The organism is Hyalangium gracile, assembly GCF_020103725.1.
Classification (GTDB): Bacteria; Myxococcota; Myxococcia; order Myxococcales; family Myxococcaceae; genus Hyalangium; species Hyalangium gracile.
This window is the reverse complement of sequence record NZ_JAHXBG010000039.1, coordinates 29,248-46,436: the sequence shown is the minus strand read 5'-3', so window position 1 is coordinate 46,436 and position 17,189 is coordinate 29,248. Positions and strand designations below refer to the sequence as shown.

Here is a 17,189-nt window from a genome sequence, read left to right as displayed (position 1 = left end):
GAGGCCCTACATGAGAGCGAGAAGACCATGTCCGTGACGGGACGTTATCTGTATGGAGTCATCCCGGCCCCCGAGGCCGAGACGGTAGAGTTCGGAGAGATCGGGCTGCCGCACGAGGGAAAGCCGGGGCGCGTCTACACGGTACGCGTGGACTCGCTGGCGGCGGTCGTCTCGGACTACGCCGTGAGCGGGAAGATCCTCCCGCTGCGCAAGAACCTGGAGCCTCACAACAAGGTCATCCGTGAAGTCATGAAGACGGTGACCGTCATCCCGATGACCTTCGGCCACGTCGCCAGGAGCGAGAAGGACATCGTCCGGCTGCTGCGCCGCAACCGCACGGAGATCCGGGCTCAGCTCGAGCGGGTACAGGGCTCGGTGGAGATGGGGCTCAAGATCAAGTGGGGCGTGGACAACATCTTCGAGCACATCGCGAGCCTCGATCCCGAGCTGGCCGCCATGAGGGACAGGCTCTTCGGAGGCGGAGCGGAGCCCACCCAGCCCGAGAAGATCGAGCTCGGGCGGATGTTCGAGGATCGGTTGAACAAGGAGCGCGAGGCGCAGACGGAGCGCGTGCTCGAGCTGTTCCAGGCCAGCGTCGTCGAGTCGAAGGTGAACCCGCCCAGGAACGAGCAGACGGTGATGGACGTCGCCTTTCTGGTGAAGCGCGAGGACCTTCAGAAGTTCGAGGCGCGGGTCTACGAGGTCGCCAACACCTTCCCCGCCCACTACGTCTTCGACTTCAACGGCCCGTGGGCGCCCTTCAACTTCATCGATCTCGATCTGCAGCAGGTTGCTGCCTGAGGTAGGCACGTCATGGGAATTCTTTCGATGCCATTCCGGGGACTGGTTCGTGTCTTCGAGGAGATCGCCGACCGCGCCGAGAAGGAGATCTTCGACGACGAGGCGGTGAAGACCGAGCTCATGGAGCTCTACGCCCGGCTCGAGGCCGGGGCGGTCTCCGAGGAGGACTTCGCGAAGCGTGAGGCCGAGCTGGTGGAGCGGCTCGAGCAGATCGAGGAGTACAAGAAGGGCCAGGCCAGCCATGCCGCTTAGCCCTCAGTCGAGAGCACGCCCCGCGCGTCCCGTCAGCGCGCGGCGGAGCCCGGCCTCTCGCCACCAGCGCGTCAGCCTGTGCGAGACGCTGGACCGGGTGCTCAACAAAGGCGTCGTGATCGCGGGGGATGTCCTCATCTCCATCGCGGATGTGGACCTGATCTACCTGGGGCTCAACGTCGTCGTCACCTCGGTGGAGACGATGCGCAAGTGGGAGCACGAGGCGCCCACTCCGCGGCTCCCCACCACCCAGCTCGAGGGAGAAGGAACATGAACTACGGAGAGATTCGAGGCAGCGCGGAAGAGCTGGAGGCGTTCGCGGAGTCCGCCGAGCCCCCCCAGGCCAGGCTGCCGAGCCGCATCAACGTCACCCCGGACAAGATCGAGCGAGGGCTGACCCAGCTGGTCCTCTCGCTCGTGGAGTTCGTCCGCCGGCTGATGGAGAAGCAGGCCCTGCGGCGCATCGAGGGCGGCAGCCTGAGCGAGGCGCAGGTCGAGCGCCTGGGCACGACGCTCATGCGGCTCGAGGAGCACATGCAGCAGCTGATGAAGCACTTCGGTGTCGAGAGCCTCAACCTCGATCTGGGGCCCCTGGGAAACCTGTTCGACGAGAGCGCTCCGCGAGGTGAGGTATGATCGAGCGCTCTCGAAGGGTTGCCAACTCCACCGGGCACAGCAACCTGGCCGACATCCTCGAGCGGGTCCTCGACAAGGGGATCATCATCGCGGGCGACATCAAGGTGAAGCTCGTGGACATCGAGCTGCTCACCATCCAGATCCGGCTGATGGTCGCCTCGGTGGACAAGGCGCGCGAGATGGGCATGGACTGGTGGATCCGCAACCCGGACTTCACCTCCAACGCCGGGCCGGACCGCCTCGCCGAGCTCGCCGAGCTCAAGCAGCGCATCGCGAAGCTCGAGCAGCTGCCGGCCCCCACCGAGGTCCGCTGACACGGTGGAGGCCCCGCGCGCTCGGTCGCCTCAGCGCCCGAGCGCCTTGAGCACCACTCCCGCGGCATTGTGCCCCGCCGCGCCGATGACGCTGCCGGCCGGATGGCACCCCGCGCTGCAGAAGTAGAGCCCCTGGACGGGCGTCTCGTACGGGAGCCGCTCGTTGAAGCCGAGCTTGTTGTCCACGTGGTGGATGTGGCCGTGCGTGATGCCGAAGTGGGACTCGATCTTCGGCGGGGGCAGGGCGAACGTCTCCACCACGAGATCGCTCGTGCCCGGGGCGAAGCGGTCGCAGATGGACAGCAGGTGCTGCACGTAGCGCGACTCCTCCTTCTCCCAGGTGGAGCCCTTGGGCTGGTAGGGCACCCACTGCACGAAGAGGGCGGAGTTGTGGTGCCCCTGCTCGTCCCGGAGGCTGGGATCGATGGGCGTATGGAAGTACCACTCCATGGAGGGGAACTCGGCCAGCTTCCCGGCCTTGGTGTCCGCGTACGCCTTCGCGAGCGACTCGAGTACGTCCTCCTGCGGCAGCAGGTGGATGGTGGGGCCGAACTGTCCCCGATCCTCGGGCAGGCAGGTGAAGGTGGGCAGCCCCTTCAGGCACAGGTTCACCTTGAGGGTGGTGCCCTGCGTGGCCATGCCGTTCACCCGCTGGCGATAGGCCGCCGGCACCGCCGAGGCCTCCACCAGCTTCAAGGTGCGGAACGGGTCCGCGTTGGACACCACCACGCTGGCGGAGAGCTCCTCGCCGCTCTCCAGCACCACGCCCTTCACCACGCCGCCGTCCGTGCGGATGGAGGCCACCTTCGCCCGGGTGCGGATCTCCCCGCCGTGCTTCTGCACCAGCCGCGCGAGCGACTGGGTGACAGTGCCCATGCCGCCACCGACGATCATCCACGTGCCGCCACTGCCGGGCAGCCGGCACATGTTGTGGACCAGCAGGTTCATGCCCGCGCCAGGCGTGTCGTAGCCCGCGTCCAGCCCCGAGAAGGCGTCCGTCACCGCGTACATGGCTTTCAGCAGATCCGACTCGAAGCCGAACCGGTCCAGGTACTCGTGCGCCGTGCCGCGGCAGAGGCGGATGAAGTGCGTGCGCAGCTCCGGGCGGATGAAGCGCTCGGCCGTCTCCTCGAGCGAGAGGGGAGGCTGCAGCCACGCCGGCGCCAGGTCATCCCGCATGGCGGCCAGCTCGGCATTCATCGCCTGGTTGGCCTTCCAGTCCGCCTCGGAGAAGAAAGCCAGGAACTGCGTCCGCATCTCCTTCTCGTTCGAGCCGAACAGCAGGTAGCGCTTCTCCAGCGTGGGCAGGAAGTAGTGCGGATCCCTGCGCTTGAGGGGCAGCTCCAGCTCCAGCTCGCGCATGAGCTCCGGCGGCATGAGCCCCAGCAGGTACGCCCCCGTGGAGACGCCCAGCTTCGGCGCGGAGCGGAACGGGTACTCCGTCCTGCTCGCGCCGCCCACCACCTCTTTCTCTTCGAGCACGGTGACCTTCAGGCCCCGGCGCGCGAGCAGGGCCGCGGCGACCAGCCCGTTATGGCCTGCTCCCACCACGATGACGTCTGGCATGGCATCCCTCCGGTGGGGCTGCTCTTAGCCGAGCCGGTGGCTGGTGGACAAACAAACGATTGGCCAGGGGAGCGCTCGCCCGCAAAAGCGAAGAGCCGACGCCCCGAGAGGGGGCATCGGCTCTTCAACGAGAGAAACGGCCGGGACACACGCGAAGGTGCGCTACCGTTGCTTCCTTCCGGACCTGGCGGGGTTCACGTCCCCACGTTGTCCCGACCACAAAAATAACACCTACGGAGAGGGTGGGATTCGAACCCACGATACCCGTTAAGGTATGCACGCGTTCCAGGCGTGTGCCTTCAACCGCTCGGCCACCTCTCCAAGGACCTGCTACAAGCGGAGAGCGTAGGATTCGAACCTACGGTACCGTTGCCGGTACGCCTGATTTCGAGTCAGGTGCCTTCGACCACTCGGCCAGCTCTCCAGTATTCACTTTTCACGCTTCTTCTCGCGCAGTCGCTCGAAGAAGCCCTTGAGTAGCAGACGACTTTCGTCCGCCAGGATGCCACTCGTCACCTGGAGCCGGTGGTTGTGCCTCGGCTCCTCGGCCAGGTTGTAGAGCGAGCCCACCGCTCCCGCCTTGGGATCCATCGTCCCGAACACCAGCCGCGTCACCCGGCTCTGGACCAGCGCGCCGGCGCACATGGCGCACGGCTCCAGCGTCACGTACAGGGTGACTCCCGTCAGGCGCCAGGCGCCCAGGGCCTTGGAGGCCGCGTCCAGCGCGAGCAGCTCCGCATGGGCCAGGGGACTCTTGTCCACCTCGCGGCGGTTGAAACCAGTGCCGATGACCTTGCCATCGTGCACCGCCACCGCGCCGACAGGGACCTCTCCGAGTGCCGCCGCCTCCCGCGCCAGCGCAAGCGCCTGCTGCATGAAAGCGTCGTCTTCACTCATGGAGAGAAGCAGCGTGGGGGGAAGGTGGCGCTCCCTGGAGGATTCGAACCTCCGGCCTTCGGATTCGTAGTCCGACGCTCTATCCAGCTGAGCTAAGGGAGCGTGTCTTCCAACGCTGCTACAACGATAAGTGGCGGAGAGAGAGGGATTCGAACCCTCGATACCGGTTACCCAGTATGCAGGTTTAGCAAACCTGTGCCTTCAGCCTCTCGGCCATCTCTCCAACTCTTCTCTGTCAAAGAACTGCAGAAAACAAGGACAAAGTGCGGAGGAGGTAGGATTCGAACCTACGGAGAGCTTTCACCCTCTGCGGTTTTCAAGACCGCTGCCTTCAGCCGCTCGGCCACTCCTCCAGAACTGCCTGCCGCGCGGCCCGCCATGCTGCGCGGGGCCGCCCTTCTACCTCATCCATTGCTCATTGCAATGGGGATGTGGCTCACAGTGGCCGGATCTCCCGCATGCCCCCCATGTAGGGCCACAACGCCTCCGGGATGGCCACGCTTCCGTCCTCGCGCTGGTAGTTCTCGAGGATGGCGATGCTCGTCCGCCCCACGGCCAGGCCGCTGCCGTTGAGGGTGTGGAGCAGCTGGGGCTTGTCCCCCTTCTGGGCCCGGAAGCGGATCTTCGCCCGGCGGGACTGGAAGTCGCCGCAGTCCGAGCACGAGGAGATCTCCCGGTAGGCGTTCTGGCCCGGCAGCCAGACCTCGATGTCGTACGTCTTGCGCGAGGCAAAGCCCATGTCCCCGGTGCACAAGAGCACCACGCGGTGGTGCAGCCCGAGCCGCCGGAGGATGTCGCACGCGTCGTCCGTCATGCCCTCCAGCTCCTGGAGGCTGGTGTCCGGGGTGGCGAACTTCACCAGCTCCACCTTGTGGAACTGGTGCTGGCGGATGAGCCCGCGGGTGTCGCGGCCGGCGGCGCCCGCCTCGGCGCGGAAGCAGGGGCTGAAGGCGCAGTACTTCAGCGGGAGCTGGCCGCCCTCGAGGATCTCATCCGCGTGGTAGTTGGTGACGGGCACCTCTGCGGTGGGGATGAGGAAGCGCTCGGGGTCGCCGCTCGTCTTGAAGGCGTCCTCCTCGAACTTGGGCAGCTGGCCGGTGCCCATCATCGTCTCGCGCAGCACCAGGTAGGGCGGCAGAAGCTCCGTGTAGCCCTTCTGCGTGTGCACATCGATCATGAAGGTGACGAGCGCCCGCTCCAGCCGCGCCAGCGCCGACTTGTAGAAGGTGAAGCGGCTGCCGGACACCTTGGCGGCCCGCTCGAAGTCGAGCATGCCCAGCTTCTCGCCGATCTCGAAGTGCTGCTTGGGCGCGAACAGGAGGTTGGGCTTGTCGCCCCAGGTGCGGACCACCTGGTTGTCCTGCTCGCTGGCGCCCACGGGCACCGACTCGTGGGGGATGTTGGGAATCAACAGCAGGATGCGGTTGATCTCCTCCTCCACCTCCTTGAGGCGGGCCTCCTTCTCCTTGATCTCCTGGGAGACGGCGCGAAGGTCGCCTCGCAGCGCTTCCAGCGCGGCGGGATCCTCCTTCGCCTTCTTCTTCATCTCGTCGTTGGCGGTGTTGCGGCGGGCCGACAGGCCCTCCATCGCGACGTAGAGCTCCCGGCGCTCGGTGAAGAGCCGCTGGAAGGGGCCAAGGTCCAGGTTGCCGCTCCGGGTCTTCAGCCGGGCGACAACCGCATCGAAGTTCTGGGCGACGTGACGGAGATCCAGCATGGCGGGCGACTTGTAGTCAGCCCGGACGGGTACGGCAAGCGCGAGCTGACCCGCGACGCCCGGAAGCGGACGTCGCGGGCCCCGGAGGACTACTCGAGGGCGGCGATCTCGTCCTCGATCTCCCGCTTGTCCTCGGCGTTGGGCTTGAGCTCCAGGTACTTGCGGAAGTTGACGACGGCGTCCTTCTTCTTGTTCCGGTCCTTATAGGAGAAGCCCAGGTAGTAGTACGCCATGGCGTTCTCCGGCTCGGCGGCGATGGCCTTCTTGTACCAGTCGATGGCCCGGGTGTGCTGCTCGCGCTCGGACCAGGCGCGGCCGATCTTGTAGTAGACGTAGGTGAGCTCCGGGGCCTCCTTGAGCGCCTTCTCGTAGCGCCTGACGGCCTCGTCCCAGCGGCCGGCGCTGAAGAAGGCGTCGCCGATGGCGCCCAGCACCCGCTTGCGCTTGGGGTCCACCGTGAGGGCGGACTCCAGGGAGGTGATGGCGTCCTCGATCTTGCCGGTGTCCAGGTAGACGCGCCCGAGCGCCTCGTAGGCGTCGGCCTTCTTCGGATCCAGCTCGATCGTCTTCTTCCACTCCTCGATGGCCTCGGCGAAGCGCTCGTCCTTGCGGTAGATCTCCCCGAGGGCGTAGTGGTAGTCGGGCCGCTTGGGGGCCTTGTCCACCGCGAGCTTCATCTGCTCGATGGCGCCGGTGAACTCCGCGCGCTTGGCCTTGACCATGGCCAGGTAGTAGAGCGCCTCGTGGTTGGAGGGCTCGCGGGTGAGCGCCAGGCTGAGGTTCTTCTCCGCGTTGGGCATGTCCCCCTTCTCGTAGAGCACCGCGCCCAGGGTGATGGGGATGGTGACCGAGCGGGGATCCTCCTCCTTGGCCTTCTCCAGCTCCGCGACGGCCTCGTCCAGCTGGCCGATGCGCCACAGCACCGTGCCGCGCTGCAGGCGGCCGTCCTTGAGCAGGTGCGGATCCAGCTCCAGGGCCTTGTTGGCGTGGAGCCTGGCCTTCTCCAGGTCGCCGGCGAGCAGCGCCACGCGAGACAGGCCGAGGTAGGCCTCGGCGAGGCTGGGGTTGAGCTGCGCGGACTTCTCGAACTCCTGCGCGGCCAGGTCCACCTTGTTCTCCGTGAGGGCCAGCTCACCCAGGCCCGCGCGCACGCCCGCGTCGTCGGGCGCCTTCTGGGCGGCCTCTTCCAGCTGGGCCCGGGCCTCGGCGTTGCGGCGCAGGCGCAGGTAGAAGCGGCCCAGGTGGAGGTTGGCCTCGAAGAGCTTGGAGTCCGCCTTGATGGCGCGCTGGTAGTGGCCCTCGGCGGCGGCGATCTGGTCTCGCGCGTCGTCGATGCGGCCGAAGAGCAGGGCGATGCGCGCGTCGTTGGTGAAGCGGGCGTTGGCCGCCTCCACCGCCTTGAGCGCGTCACCCATCTTGCCCAGCATCAACAGCGAGGTGATGTAGCCCTCCGTGTACTCGAGGGTGGCGGGCTCCTCCTTGGCGGCAGCCTCGTAGAGGGGCAGGGCGGCGGCGAAGTCCCGGTTGGCGCGCAGCACGCGGGCCAGCTGGGTCCTGATGAAGAGCGACTTCGGATCCTTGGCCAGGGCGTCCTTCAGCTCCGTCTCGGCCTCCTTGAACTTGAACTGCGCGGCGAGCGCCACGCCCTTGAGGCTCCGGGCGCGGGCGATCTCCGCCGGCCCCAGCTCCGCCAGGGCCTTCTCGTCCAGCGCGCGGCCCACGGCCTCCAGGCCCTTGTCCGGGTCTCCCTTGAGCAGCAGCAGCTCCACCGCGGCCAGCTCCACCGCGGAGATGACGTGGGTGGGGTCGGCCTGCAGCGCGGCCTCGTACGCCTTGGCGGCCTGCTCGGCCCGGCCGTTGTCGCGGTGGAGGTTGCCGAGCATGTGCTGGCCCTTGGCCGAGTCCTTGCGCACCTTGAGCGCCTTCTCGAGCGTGCCCTGGGCCTCCTTGTCCTGACGCTTCAGGGCCTGGGCCTCGGCCAGCAGGAAGTGCAGCTCCACGTCACTGGCGTTCTCCTCCCGCTTGGCGGCCTCGGTCAGGTCGGCGAGCACCTCGTCCGCCAGGCGCTGGGCCAGCGCGGAGCCCGCGAAGGCCTTGAGCGCCTCCATGTTCTTGCGGCCGAGCAGCTCGAAGGCCTCGCGGTTGTTCTTGCAGGTGGTCTCGTCCTTCGTCTCGGTGGCGGCGTAGCGGCGCTGCAGGTAGAAGACGGCCTGGCACCACGTGGCGCGGACCTCCGGATACTCCTTGGTCTTGAGCACCTCGTCGGTGAGCTTGCGCGCCTGCTGGTAGCCGCTGAAGGTGTCCTTCAGCAGCTCCTCCCTGGCGGTCTTGACCTTCGCGGCGTCGGGCGAGCCCTCCGAGACGCGCGCCGGGAAGAGCTTGCGCATGCCGAAGGCGCCGTACTTGGTGAAGCTGAAGCTGCCGCCGATGAGCAGCAGCACCGTCACCGCGCCACCGGAGATGAGGAAGGGCATGCGCTTGCGCCACTTCTCGTAGGCGCCGCTGCGGTCCACCACCGCGACGCTCGCCATGCGCCCTTCGTACAGCTGCTTCATGCGCTCCACGCTGGCCGCGGGGTTGGGCGCGGGGCTCTGCTCCGCCTGGGCCGCGGGCTCGCTGGGAGAGACGGCCGGCAGACCCGTCTTGGAGGCGGGGCCCTCCATCAGCTTCTGGATGGCGGCGGCGAAGGAGGCCACCGTGCCGATGGGCGTCCAGTTCTCCGAGTCGGTGGAGACGTCCTCGTTGCCCAGGAGCTGTCCCTCCTCGAGCATCTTGACGATGACGCCCTCCTCGAACGGGCCGAAGACCTTGCCCGAGCGACGGCGGACGTGGAAGCGCTTCACCTTGGCCGCGCCCTTGGAGCCACTGTCCTTGGCGGCGTCGTCGATGAAGCTGAGCATCTCCAGGCCATCCGCGGGGCCCGCGGCGGGCGGAGGCGGCAGCGGCGCGGAGAGGTCCACCTCGAGGTCGTCCCCGGCCGGGCCGCTCGTGGGGGCCGTCGGGTCGAACTCGAGCGAGTCAGCCGAGGCGCCGCCCGGCGGAGAGTCCGCGAAGCTCACGTCCCCGAAGTCCGTGCCCACGTTGATGGGCGAGGGCGCGGGGGCAGGAGCCGGAGCGGCGGCCGGAGCGGGCGCATCGCCGAAGTCCAGGCTGAGGTCGGGCACGGGCGCCGGGGTGGGCGCCGGCTCCGAGAGGTCCACGGCGAACGGGTCCGGCTCCGAGGCCGCGGGAGGCGGCGGGAAGGAGAAGGCCTGCGCCGGCGGAGGCTCCGAGGGAGGCCCCATCTCCGGAAGGGAGAAGCCCTGGTCCTGAGGCGGCGGCAGGGCGAAGGCATCCTGCGCGGGCTCGCTGGCCGGCGGCGGAGGCAGGGCGAACGGATCTTCCGAAGGAGGAGGCAGGGCGAACGGGTCCTGCTCCGGGGCCGCGGGAGGAGGCGGCAGGGCGAACGGGTCCTCCGTAGGAACGGCGCTCGCCTCGGCGTAGCCCTGAGCGGTGTCGTAGGCGGGGGGAGGCGGCAGGGCGAACGGATCGTTCGGGTCCGCGGCCTGCGCTCCGTCGTCATACGCCCCTGCCTGCGCCGCACCCGGTAGCGGGATGGCCTGCTGCGCGGCGGGCGTCTGGTCGAAGGAGTCGAACGGGCTGGGCTCGGCCGACGCCGCGTAGGGGTCCTGGCCGAAGGCATCCTGGGCCGGCTCGTTGGCGAAGTCGAAGTCCCGAGCCGTGCCGGGCATCTCCTGCGGGGCGTAGCCAGGCGCGGGCGCGGGGGCCTCGGTCGGGGCATCCCGGTAGGCGGCCTTCGGCAGCGAGGAGAGCGCGACGACGCGCGTGGACTCGGACTCGTCCCACGCGTAGTCCGAGCCGCCGCCGACCGCCTCGAAGGGATCATTGGTCGGAGCAGGAGGCAGCGGGATGGCGGCCGACTGGGGCGCGGGAGGCAGCGGAATGGCGGCCGACTGGGGCGCGGGAGGCAGCGGAATGGCGGCCGACCGCGGCGCGGCGGTGCCTGGCAGCGGGATGGCGGCCGACTGGGGCGCGGCGGTGCCCGGCAGCGGGATGGCGGCCGACTGGGGCGCGGCGGTGCCCGGCAGCGGAATGGCGGCCGACTGGGGCGCGGCGCTGCCCGGCAGCGGAATGGCGGCCGCCTGAGACGCGGAGCCCGGCAGCGGGATGGCCACCGGAGTCGGCATCCCTTCCGAGGGCGCGCGGATGGGGAAGGTGTTCTGGCACCGGGCGCACTTCAGCTTCGCGCCACCTGGCGGGATCCGCTTGTCATCGATGTTGTAGTTCGTCTGGCAAGTCGGGCACGAGACTTTCATGGGGTTCCTTCAGGGACCTGCTGGCGCGAGCGCCTGCGACCGGGCTGATCATGCCGTCGCGCGCGCGCAGGCTATCAGAGGCGTTTCCGGGGCGGAAAGAACGCGAACAAGCCCCGCTCCTACCGCCCTTGGAGGCCAGGCGAGGGGGCAGGGGGCCGTACGCCCCAGGGAGAAGCCCCCGGAGCCCCCACGTGGGCGCCCCACCCTTCGGTCAGAGGTGGTAGACCCGGAAGCCATGGATCCCACCCTCATCCTTGGCGCGGGGCTGGCGGGCCTGTCGGCAGCCCATTTCCTCAAGCGCCCCTGGCGCCTCATCGAGAAGACAGACCGGGTCGGCGGCCTCATCAAGACCGAGGTCATCGAGGGGTGCTACTTCGACCCGACCGGCCACTGGCTCCACCTGAGGGATCCGGAGATCAAGGAGCTGGTGAACACGCTCTGGCTCCCGGGCCAGATGGTCAGCATTCAACGAAAGGCGGGCATCTTCTCCCGAGGCGTCTTCACCCGCTTCCCGTACCAGGTGAACACCCACGGGCTGCCGGCGGAGGTCATCTCGGAGAACCTGGTCGGCTTCGTGGAGGCCCTCTACGGCGAGAAGGGCCGCGAGCTGCGCGAGCGCGAGCCTCGAAACTTCGAGGAGTTCATCCTCCGCTATATGGGGGAGGGCTTCGCGAAGAACTTCATGGTGCCCTACAACCAGAAGCTCTGGACGGTGCACCCGAGGGAGCTGTCGGCGGCGTGGGTGGGGCGCTTCGTGCCTCGGCCCACCCTCAAGGAGGTAGTGGATGGGGCGCTCGGCGCGGGCAGCGATGCGCTCGGCTACAACGCCTCGTTCCTCTACCCGCGGGAGGGCGGCATCGAGAGCCTGGCCCGCGCCATGCTCCGCCACCTCCAGGGGGGAGAGGTCAGCGTCCGCACCGAGCCCACCGCCATCGACTGGAAGGCCCGGAAGGTCACCCTCTCGGACGGGCGGACGCTCGGCTACTCGGAGCTCCTCTCCACGGTCTCCCTGCCGCACCTCGTGGGCCTGCTGGCTCGAGGGGAGGCCGGGGTGCCGGACGAGGTCCGCGCCGCCGCCAGCCGCCTGCGCGCCACCACCGTCACCTACGTCTGCGTGGCGGCCCGAGGGAAGAACCGGCAGCCCTGGCACTGGATCTACCTGCCCGAGCTCGAGTTCAAGACCTACCGCATCGGCTCGCCCTCGGCGGTGTATGCGCCGCTGGCGCCCCCCGACACCGCTACCTTCTATGTGGAGTACAGCCACCACGGCGAGCTGTCCGCCGCCCAGTGCGAGCAGCACGCGGTGGAGGACCTGGTGCGCTCCCAGATGATCGGCTCGGCGGAGGACGTGCTCTTCGCGCGCGGCCGGGAGATTCCCCACGCCTACGTCCTCTATGACGATGCGTACGGGCCGGCGAAGACGGAGATCCTCCGCTTCCTGGAGCACGCTCGCATCCTGACGGCCGGGCGGTACGGACAGTGGGAGTATTCCTCCATGGAGGACGCCATCCTCGGAGGCCGGGCCAGCGCCCGACTGCTCAACGAGCGCTGATCCCTGGCAGGCCCGCGTCGACTGTTGTCGACGGTCGGCGGCGGGCGTGCTAGGTCCAGCCTCCCGCCTCCGTGCGTCTGCCCTCGACCATGGCCGCCCCGCACCTCTCCATCGTCATTCCCGTCTACAACGAAGAGGCCATCCTCGGCGAAGCGGCGGCCGAGCTCTGCCAGGGGCTCGACGCCCACGGCTGGGACTATGAGGTCATCTTCGCGGAGAACGGCTCGCGCGATGCCACGCCCCAGCTGCTCGAGCGGATGTGCGCCAGCAACCCGCGCCTGAGGTGGTTCCACTCGGAGCGGCCCAACTACGGCGCGGCGCTCAAGGCCGGCATCCTCAAGGCGCGCGGCACCTATGTCGTCTGCGACGAGATCGACCTGTGCGATCTCTCCTTCTATGAGGCGGCGCTGCCGAGGCTGGAGCGCGGCGACGCGGACATGGTGGTGGGCTCCAAGGCCGCCAAGGGGGCCAGTGATCAGCGCCCGCTCGTCCGGCGCGTGGCCACGCGGGTCCACAACAAGCTGCTGAAGGTGACGCTGGGCTTCAAGGGCACCGACACCCACGGCCTGAAGGCGTTCCGCCGCGAGGCGCTGATGCCCGTCATCGCCAAGTGTCTGGTGGACATGGACGTGTTCGCCAGCGAGTTCGTCATCCGCGCCTGGCGCGAGGGCCTGAAGGTGATGGAGATCCCCATCCAGCTTCACGAGAAGCGCCAGCCCTCCATCCACCTCTTCCGGCGCGTGCCCAACGTGCTGAAGAACGTCGGCAAGCTCGTCTACGTCATCCGCATCCGAGGCACCTGAGAGGCGCGCGTGGCTCCCCGGCTCGCGTCCATCTCCGTCGACCTGGACTCGCTGCACCACTACTGCCGCATCCATGGCCTGCCGGAGTCCGTGCTGGACGCTCGCGCCCGAGGGCTCGTGTACTCCACCGCCGTGCCGCGCTTCCGCGAGCTGCTGCGCGCCGTGGGAGCGCCCGGGACGTTCTTCGCCATCGGAGAGGACCTGGCGGACGCGGACGCCGCGGCGGCGCTCCGAGCCTCCCAGGCCGACGGCATCGAGGTAGGCAACCACAGCTTCTCGCACGACTACGCGCTCACCCGGCGCTCCCCGGCCTCCATCCTCGAGGAGCTGGCGCGAGGCGAGGAGGCCATCCTCTCCGCCACCGGCACACGGCCCGTGGGGTTCCGGGCGCCGGGCTACACGCTGAACGCCGCCCTCTACGCCGCCACCTCCGAGCGGGGCTACCTCTACGGCTCGTCCACCTTCCCGGCGGCGCCGTACTACGCGGCCAAGGCCGCGGTGATGGGCGCGCTGGCCCTCCTGCGGCGCCCGTCCCGTTCGATACTGGACAGTCCCCGCGTCCTGCTGGCGCCCCGCACGCCCTACCGGCCCGACCCCCGGCAGCCCTACCGGCGGGGAGCAGGGTCGGTGCTCGAGCTGCCAATGACGGTGACGCCGGGCGTGCGCTTCCCCTTCATCGGCACGTTCGCCGCCACCCTGCCGCTGCCCACCGTGCGCGCCGCCTGGCGCGCGTGCCGGGGCGATGCGCTCTTCAACTTCGAGCTGCATGCCGTGGACGTGCTGGACGCGGCCGACGGCATTCCTCCCGAGCTGGTCCGCCAGCAGCGAGACCTGCGGGTGCCCTCGGCCCGGAAGATGGAGCAGCTGGCGGAGATCTTCCGCTGGCTCAGGGCGGACGCCGACGTCGTCACCCTGCGCGGAGCCGCCGAGCAGCTCGCTCCCACGCTGTGAGGCGCGGGCCTACCGAGGCGTCTCCGGGGCGCCCAGCACCTCGACGACCGCGTCGAGCACCCGCTTGTCCTGGAGCATCCAGTGGTGCAGGAGCACGGGAAAGGTGCGCTCGGTGGCGTCGGGCAGCTGGGAGCTGCTCGGAGGGACGATGATGAGGTCCATCGGAGTCCAGAAGGAGAAGACCTCCACCTCACCCCAGGGATGGGGATCCAGGTTCAGCGCTCGCAGCAGCCGGCTGTGAGGCCGCATCTGCTTCACCCCGGCCCCCGGCAGCAGGTAGGCCATCAGCGTGCCCGACTGCGGCCCCGAGATGGAGACGAAGCGCCGGACCTCGTCCCTGCCGCCCAGCCACTGCACCCAGAAGCGCGTCACCAGCGCCCCCATGCTGAACCCGACGACGTCGATGCGGGTGGCTCCCGTCTCCACGCGCAGCGCCGCGGCCGCGCGCGCCACCTGGCGGGCCATCTCCGGCACGCTCACGCTCCCATTGTTGGGCTCCAGCGACACGGTGCGCACCACGGGCCAGCCCGCGGCCTCCAGGTGGGTCCTCAACGGGCCGAACCCATCCGCGGTGTCGTGCATGCCGTGCACCAGCAGCACCGGCGGCGGGGGAGTGGAGTGGAAGACATAGGGAGACGGGCGCGCGGCGCTCCCCGTCGCGCACCCCCCGGCCAGCCACATCGTCAGGAGCAGCGCCCGGAAACGCATGCACGCATGATGCGCCCTCTCCACTGGGTGGTGTAAAGAGCCGGCCATGTTCGAGGGGCTTGGCGACAAGGTCCGGCAGCGCCTGAAGGGCTGGACGGAGCAGATGGCAGGCGAGGAGCGCAAGGAGCAGCTCCAGGCGCTCGCTCGCACGGAGAACGAGTATGGAGTCGACCCGTTCGGCTTCAACCTGGACTACAGCCTCGCCGCGGTAGCGCCGCTGCTGTGGCTCTACCGCAAGTACTTCCGGGTGGAGACCTTCGGCATCGAGAAGCTGCCTCGCGGCCGTGTGCTCCTCATCGCCAACCACTCCGGCCAGCTGCCCGTGGATGGCGCGATGATCGGCGTGGCCCTGATGATGGAGGCCCAGCCCCCGCGCGCCATCCGCAGCATGGTGGAGAAGTGGGTGCCCACGCTGCCGTACATCTCGACCTTCTTCGCGCGGGTGGGGCAGATCGTCGGCACGCCGGAGAACTGCCGGCGCCTGCTGGAGTCCGAGGAGGCCATCCTCGTCTTCCCCGAGGGCGCTCGCGGCATCTCCAAGCTGTGGCCCCAGCGCTACCAGCTCCAGGAGTTCGGCCTGGGCTTCATGCGCCTGGCGCTCGAGACGAACACGCCCATCGTCCCCGTGGCCGTCATCGGCGGCGAGGAGCAAGCCCCCGCGCTGATGGACCTCAAGCCGATGGCGAAGCTGCTCGGCTTCCCCGCCTTCCCCATCACGCCCACCGTGCTGCCCTTCCCGCTGCCGTCCAAGTACCGCATCTACTTCGGCGAGCCGCTGCACTTCACCGGTCGCCCCGATGACGAGGACACCGAGCTGGACAAGAAGGTGCGCGTGGTGAAGACGGCCATCCAGGGAATGATCCACCAAGGGCTCAAGGAGCGAAGGGGCATCTTCTGGTGAGCGTCAGGCAACGTTCGAGGAGGGGGGCTCCATGAGACCGGCTGTCGTCGTCACGGGCATCAGCGGCAACCTGGGCCGCGCACTCGCCAAGCTGCTCCACAAGAGCGAGCGCATCATCGGCATCGACCGGCGCCCCTTCGTGGGGCGGCCCAAGGACGTCGAGATGTACCAGCTCGACCTGCGCAAGAAGAAGGCCGAGGACGTCTTCCGCAAGAACGAGGTGGGCGCCGTCATCCACATGGGCATCATGCATGACCCGCGGATGAGCGAGGAGGAGCACCACTCCTTCAACGTGGTGGGCACCACGCGCCTGCTCGAGTACTGCGCCAAGTACGGCGTGAAGAAGGTGGTCGTCCTCTCCTCGGCCAACGTCTACGGCCCCAGCCCGGACAACTCCAACTTCCTCACCGAGGACGCTCCGCTCATGGCGGCCAGCCGCTTCTCGGGAGTGCGCGATCTGATCGAAGTGGACATGCTCGCGCACGGCTTCTTCTGGCGGCACCCGGACATCAACACCGTCATCCTCCGCCCCGTCCACATCGTCGGGCCCACCATCAAGAACGCCCCCTCCAACTACCTGCGGCTGCGCCACCCGTGGCGGCTGGCGGGGTTCGATCCCATCGTCCAGCTCATCCACGTGGAGGACGTGGGGCGCGCCATGGTCGAGGCGCTCCGCCCCGAGCTCAAGGGCGTCTACAACGTCACCGGCCCCGGCGAGGTGCCCCTGTCCTCCGTGCTGCGCGAGCTGGGCCACACCGCCATCCCCGTGCCGCACCCCGTGGCCCGCCCCCTGCTGGGCATGCTCTTCAAGTACCGCCTGGCCAACTTCCCGCCCCCCGAGCTGGACCACATCCAGTTCCTCTGCAACGTGGATGGCTCGCGCTGGCAGAAGGAGGCCGCCTGGAAGCCCCGCTACTCCATGCGGGAGACCATCCGCTCCGTCATTGGCGAGTAATCCTGGGCCTGACACTCATGTCATGGCCTATCCGCCGGGAAGGCGGCGGGTGGCTGACAGGCGTGTCATGCCTCTGGCGGCGATGGCATGGGGCTTGAGCCTGGGTTTGGGCGCAAGCGCCTGATTCCACTCGAGAAGCCAGGGTCCCAGGGGCGTGGCACCGGCCTTGCTCTATGGGTACAGCAAGAAGGCGCGGCGACGACGGACCGGACTCGAGTCATCGCCCCGCCACCCTGGTTAGGGGGTTCCATAGGGGAACCTTCGACGCCCGTCGCCTCGGCCGGCCCCGAGTCGACGGGCGGTTTTTTTCTAGGGTAGCTCGCCCGCGAAGGGCCCGCCCTCCATTCGCTCCAGCAGCCACGCCCCGTCCCGGTACACCCACTCCGAGGACACGGTGGCCGTCTGCTCGGAGGCCGAGGGCAGGCGCATCCAGCCGAGCCGCGTGGTGACGGTGGCGCGCATCCCGTCCTGCGCCAGGGCGATCTCGAGGATCTCGAAGTCGGTGATGGACAGGTCCCTCTCGTCCTGGAGGTCCGTCCGGGCGCGCAGGAACTGCTCGCGGCTCTCGGGGACGATGACCCGGGCCGCCCCCCGGAAGTCCTTCCAGCGCACGCGCTTGTGGAAGTCCTGGACCAGGGGCTTGAGCCCGTCCAGCCCGGAGCTCCTGGGGGTGTGGGCACAGGCCCCACCCAGCAGGGCCAACAATAAGAGGAGGGGAGCGAGCGAGCGCATGGTGGTAGGTCACGGTAGCACCCGGAGGTGGACCGACAAGTAGATCGCAGTGCTATCGTCCGGGTCCGCCCGCGCACCGGAGTTCCGA

Annotated in this window: 16 protein-coding genes, 5 tRNA genes and 1 other RNA gene; 10 read left to right on the top strand and 12 right to left on the bottom strand. The window is 68.7% G+C overall.

Annotation, left to right across the window (positions count from 1 at the left end):
- Nucleotides 1-27 precede the first annotated feature (27 nt).
- Genes KY572_RS43785 through KY572_RS43765 form a run of 5 tightly spaced genes read left to right on the top strand, consistent with a single transcriptional unit; the run spans nt 28 to nt 2,003 of the window.
- The gene (locus KY572_RS43785) at nt 28-801 is read left to right on the top strand and encodes a GvpL/GvpF family gas vesicle protein (RefSeq protein WP_224249733.1); all 774 of its coding nucleotides are present in this window, start codon (nt 28-30) and stop codon (nt 799-801) included.
- Between the two features lie 27 nt (nt 802-828).
- A complete protein-coding gene (locus KY572_RS43780; protein WP_263452490.1) occupies nt 829-1,053 on the top strand; it encodes a gas vesicle protein GvpG in 225 nt (74 codons plus the stop codon).
- Nucleotides 1,043-1,327, top strand: a complete 285-nt coding sequence (locus KY572_RS43775; RefSeq protein ID WP_224249731.1) for a gas vesicle protein — start codon at nt 1,043-1,045, stop codon at nt 1,325-1,327. The genes KY572_RS43780 and KY572_RS43775 overlap by 11 nt, the downstream gene beginning before the upstream one ends.
- Nucleotides 1,324-1,689 (top strand): gas vesicle protein K, encoded by a 366-nt coding sequence (locus KY572_RS43770; protein ID WP_224249730.1) that lies wholly within the window; start codon nt 1,324-1,326, stop codon nt 1,687-1,689. The genes KY572_RS43775 and KY572_RS43770 overlap by 4 nt, the downstream gene beginning before the upstream one ends.
- Entirely contained in the window at nt 1,686-2,003 is a 318-nt protein-coding gene (locus KY572_RS43765) for a gas vesicle protein (RefSeq protein WP_224249729.1), read from the top strand. Before KY572_RS43770 ends, KY572_RS43765 begins: the two co-directional genes overlap by 4 nt.
- A 30-nt stretch (nt 2,004-2,033) precedes the next feature.
- On the opposite strand, the gene KY572_RS43760 is transcribed toward KY572_RS43765, so the two are convergent.
- The 10 genes from KY572_RS43760 to KY572_RS47615 all read right to left on the bottom strand — a co-directional run bounded on the left by KY572_RS43760 (nt 2,034) and on the right by KY572_RS47615 (nt 10,499).
- Nucleotides 2,034-3,569, bottom strand: a complete 1,536-nt coding sequence (locus KY572_RS43760; RefSeq protein ID WP_224249728.1) for a phytoene desaturase family protein — start codon at nt 3,567-3,569, stop codon at nt 2,034-2,036.
- Between the two features lie 130 nt (nt 3,570-3,699).
- Nucleotides 3,700-3,792: signal recognition particle sRNA small type (ffs, locus tag KY572_RS43755), an RNA gene on the bottom strand.
- 11 nt (nt 3,793-3,803) lie between these two features.
- A tRNA-Ser gene (locus tag KY572_RS43750) sits at nt 3,804-3,890 on the bottom strand.
- A 16-nt stretch (nt 3,891-3,906) separates the two neighbouring features.
- Nucleotides 3,907-3,993: transfer RNA gene (locus tag KY572_RS43745), tRNA-Ser, on the bottom strand.
- Between the two features lie 5 nt (nt 3,994-3,998).
- A complete protein-coding gene (gene tadA / locus KY572_RS43740) occupies nt 3,999-4,466 on the bottom strand; it encodes a tRNA adenosine(34) deaminase TadA (protein ID WP_224249727.1) in 468 nt (155 codons plus the stop codon).
- Nucleotides 4,467-4,491: 25 nt separating this feature from the next.
- Nucleotides 4,492-4,568: transfer RNA gene (locus KY572_RS43735), tRNA-Arg, on the bottom strand.
- Nucleotides 4,569-4,597: 29 nt separating this feature from the next.
- A tRNA-Ser gene (locus tag KY572_RS43730) sits at nt 4,598-4,689 on the bottom strand.
- Between the two features lie 43 nt (nt 4,690-4,732).
- Nucleotides 4,733-4,819 (bottom strand) — tRNA-Ser (locus KY572_RS43725).
- A gap of 83 nt (nt 4,820-4,902) precedes the next feature.
- A complete protein-coding gene (serS, locus tag KY572_RS43720) occupies nt 4,903-6,183 on the bottom strand; it encodes a serine--tRNA ligase (protein WP_224249726.1) in 1,281 nt (426 codons plus the stop codon).
- 89 nt (nt 6,184-6,272) lie between these two features.
- Entirely contained in the window at nt 6,273-10,499 is a 4,227-nt protein-coding gene (locus tag KY572_RS47615) for a tetratricopeptide repeat protein (RefSeq protein ID WP_263452489.1), read from the bottom strand.
- Between the two features lie 235 nt (nt 10,500-10,734).
- On the opposite strand from KY572_RS47615, the gene KY572_RS43705 reads away from it, so the two are divergent.
- The 3 genes from KY572_RS43705 to KY572_RS43695 all read left to right on the top strand — a co-directional run bounded on the left by KY572_RS43705 (nt 10,735) and on the right by KY572_RS43695 (nt 13,805).
- A complete protein-coding gene (locus KY572_RS43705; RefSeq protein WP_224249725.1) occupies nt 10,735-12,051 on the top strand; it encodes a protoporphyrinogen/coproporphyrinogen oxidase in 1,317 nt (438 codons plus the stop codon).
- An 89-nt stretch (nt 12,052-12,140) separates the two neighbouring features.
- Nucleotides 12,141-12,854 carry a glycosyltransferase family 2 protein gene (locus KY572_RS43700; protein ID WP_224249724.1) on the top strand — a complete coding sequence of 238 codons (714 nt, stop codon included), beginning with the start codon at nt 12,141-12,143 and terminating at the stop codon, nt 12,852-12,854.
- 9 nt (nt 12,855-12,863) lie between these two features.
- On the top strand, nt 12,864-13,805 hold the full coding sequence (locus tag KY572_RS43695) for a polysaccharide deacetylase family protein (RefSeq protein WP_224249723.1): 942 nt from the start codon (nt 12,864-12,866) through the stop codon (nt 13,803-13,805).
- Between the two features lie 9 nt (nt 13,806-13,814).
- Here the strand turns inward: KY572_RS43695 and KY572_RS43690 are convergent, their stop codons facing one another.
- The gene (locus KY572_RS43690; RefSeq protein ID WP_224249722.1) at nt 13,815-14,513 is read right to left on the bottom strand and encodes a lipase family alpha/beta hydrolase; all 699 of its coding nucleotides are present in this window, start codon (nt 14,511-14,513) and stop codon (nt 13,815-13,817) included.
- A gap of 46 nt (nt 14,514-14,559) precedes the next feature.
- Between KY572_RS43690 and KY572_RS43685 the strand changes: the two genes are divergently transcribed.
- Both KY572_RS43685 and KY572_RS43680 read left to right on the top strand, forming a co-directional pair.
- Nucleotides 14,560-15,414 carry a lysophospholipid acyltransferase family protein gene (locus KY572_RS43685; RefSeq protein ID WP_224249721.1) on the top strand — a complete coding sequence of 285 codons (855 nt, stop codon included), beginning with the start codon at nt 14,560-14,562 and terminating at the stop codon, nt 15,412-15,414.
- A gap of 31 nt (nt 15,415-15,445) precedes the next feature.
- The gene (locus KY572_RS43680; RefSeq protein WP_224249720.1) at nt 15,446-16,369 is read left to right on the top strand and encodes an SDR family oxidoreductase; all 924 of its coding nucleotides are present in this window, start codon (nt 15,446-15,448) and stop codon (nt 16,367-16,369) included.
- Between the two features lie 309 nt (nt 16,370-16,678).
- Here the strand turns inward: KY572_RS43680 and KY572_RS43675 are convergent, their stop codons facing one another.
- Nucleotides 16,679-17,101, bottom strand: coding sequence for a hypothetical protein (locus KY572_RS43675; RefSeq protein WP_224249719.1), 423 nt, complete (start codon nt 17,099-17,101; stop codon nt 16,679-16,681).
- Nucleotides 17,102-17,189 lie beyond the last annotated feature (88 nt).

Bases quoted from the DNA above. Each gene is read 5' to 3' on its own strand.
- KY572_RS43785 (WP_224249733.1), top strand. From the start codon at position 28: ATGTCCGTGACGGGACGTTATCTGTATGGAGTCATCCCGGCCCCCGAG.
- KY572_RS43760 (WP_224249728.1), bottom strand. From the start codon at position 3,569: ATGCCAGACGTCATCGTGGTGGGAGCAGGCCATAACGGGCTGGTCGCC.
- KY572_RS43765 (WP_224249729.1), top strand. From the start codon at position 1,686: ATGATCGAGCGCTCTCGAAGGGTTGCCAACTCCACCGGGCACAGCAAC.
- tadA (WP_224249727.1), bottom strand. From the start codon at position 4,466: ATGAGTGAAGACGACGCTTTCATGCAGCAGGCGCTTGCGCTGGCGCGG.
- KY572_RS43775 (WP_224249731.1), top strand. From the start codon at position 1,043: ATGCCGCTTAGCCCTCAGTCGAGAGCACGCCCCGCGCGTCCCGTCAGC.
- KY572_RS47615 (WP_263452489.1), bottom strand. From the start codon at position 10,499: ATGAAAGTCTCGTGCCCGACTTGCCAGACGAACTACAACATCGATGAC.
- KY572_RS43680 (WP_224249720.1), top strand. From the start codon at position 15,446: ATGAGACCGGCTGTCGTCGTCACGGGCATCAGCGGCAACCTGGGCCGC.
- KY572_RS43780 (WP_263452490.1), top strand. From the start codon at position 829: ATGCCATTCCGGGGACTGGTTCGTGTCTTCGAGGAGATCGCCGACCGC.
- KY572_RS43685 (WP_224249721.1), top strand. From the start codon at position 14,560: ATGTTCGAGGGGCTTGGCGACAAGGTCCGGCAGCGCCTGAAGGGCTGG.
- KY572_RS43770 (WP_224249730.1), top strand. From the start codon at position 1,324: ATGAACTACGGAGAGATTCGAGGCAGCGCGGAAGAGCTGGAGGCGTTC.
- KY572_RS43705 (WP_224249725.1), top strand. From the start codon at position 10,735: ATGGATCCCACCCTCATCCTTGGCGCGGGGCTGGCGGGCCTGTCGGCA.
- KY572_RS43700 (WP_224249724.1), top strand. From the start codon at position 12,141: ATGGCCGCCCCGCACCTCTCCATCGTCATTCCCGTCTACAACGAAGAG.
- serS (WP_224249726.1), bottom strand. From the start codon at position 6,183: ATGCTGGATCTCCGTCACGTCGCCCAGAACTTCGATGCGGTTGTCGCC.
- KY572_RS43690 (WP_224249722.1), bottom strand. From the start codon at position 14,513: ATGCGTTTCCGGGCGCTGCTCCTGACGATGTGGCTGGCCGGGGGGTGC.
- KY572_RS43675 (WP_224249719.1), bottom strand. From the start codon at position 17,101: ATGCGCTCGCTCGCTCCCCTCCTCTTATTGTTGGCCCTGCTGGGTGGG.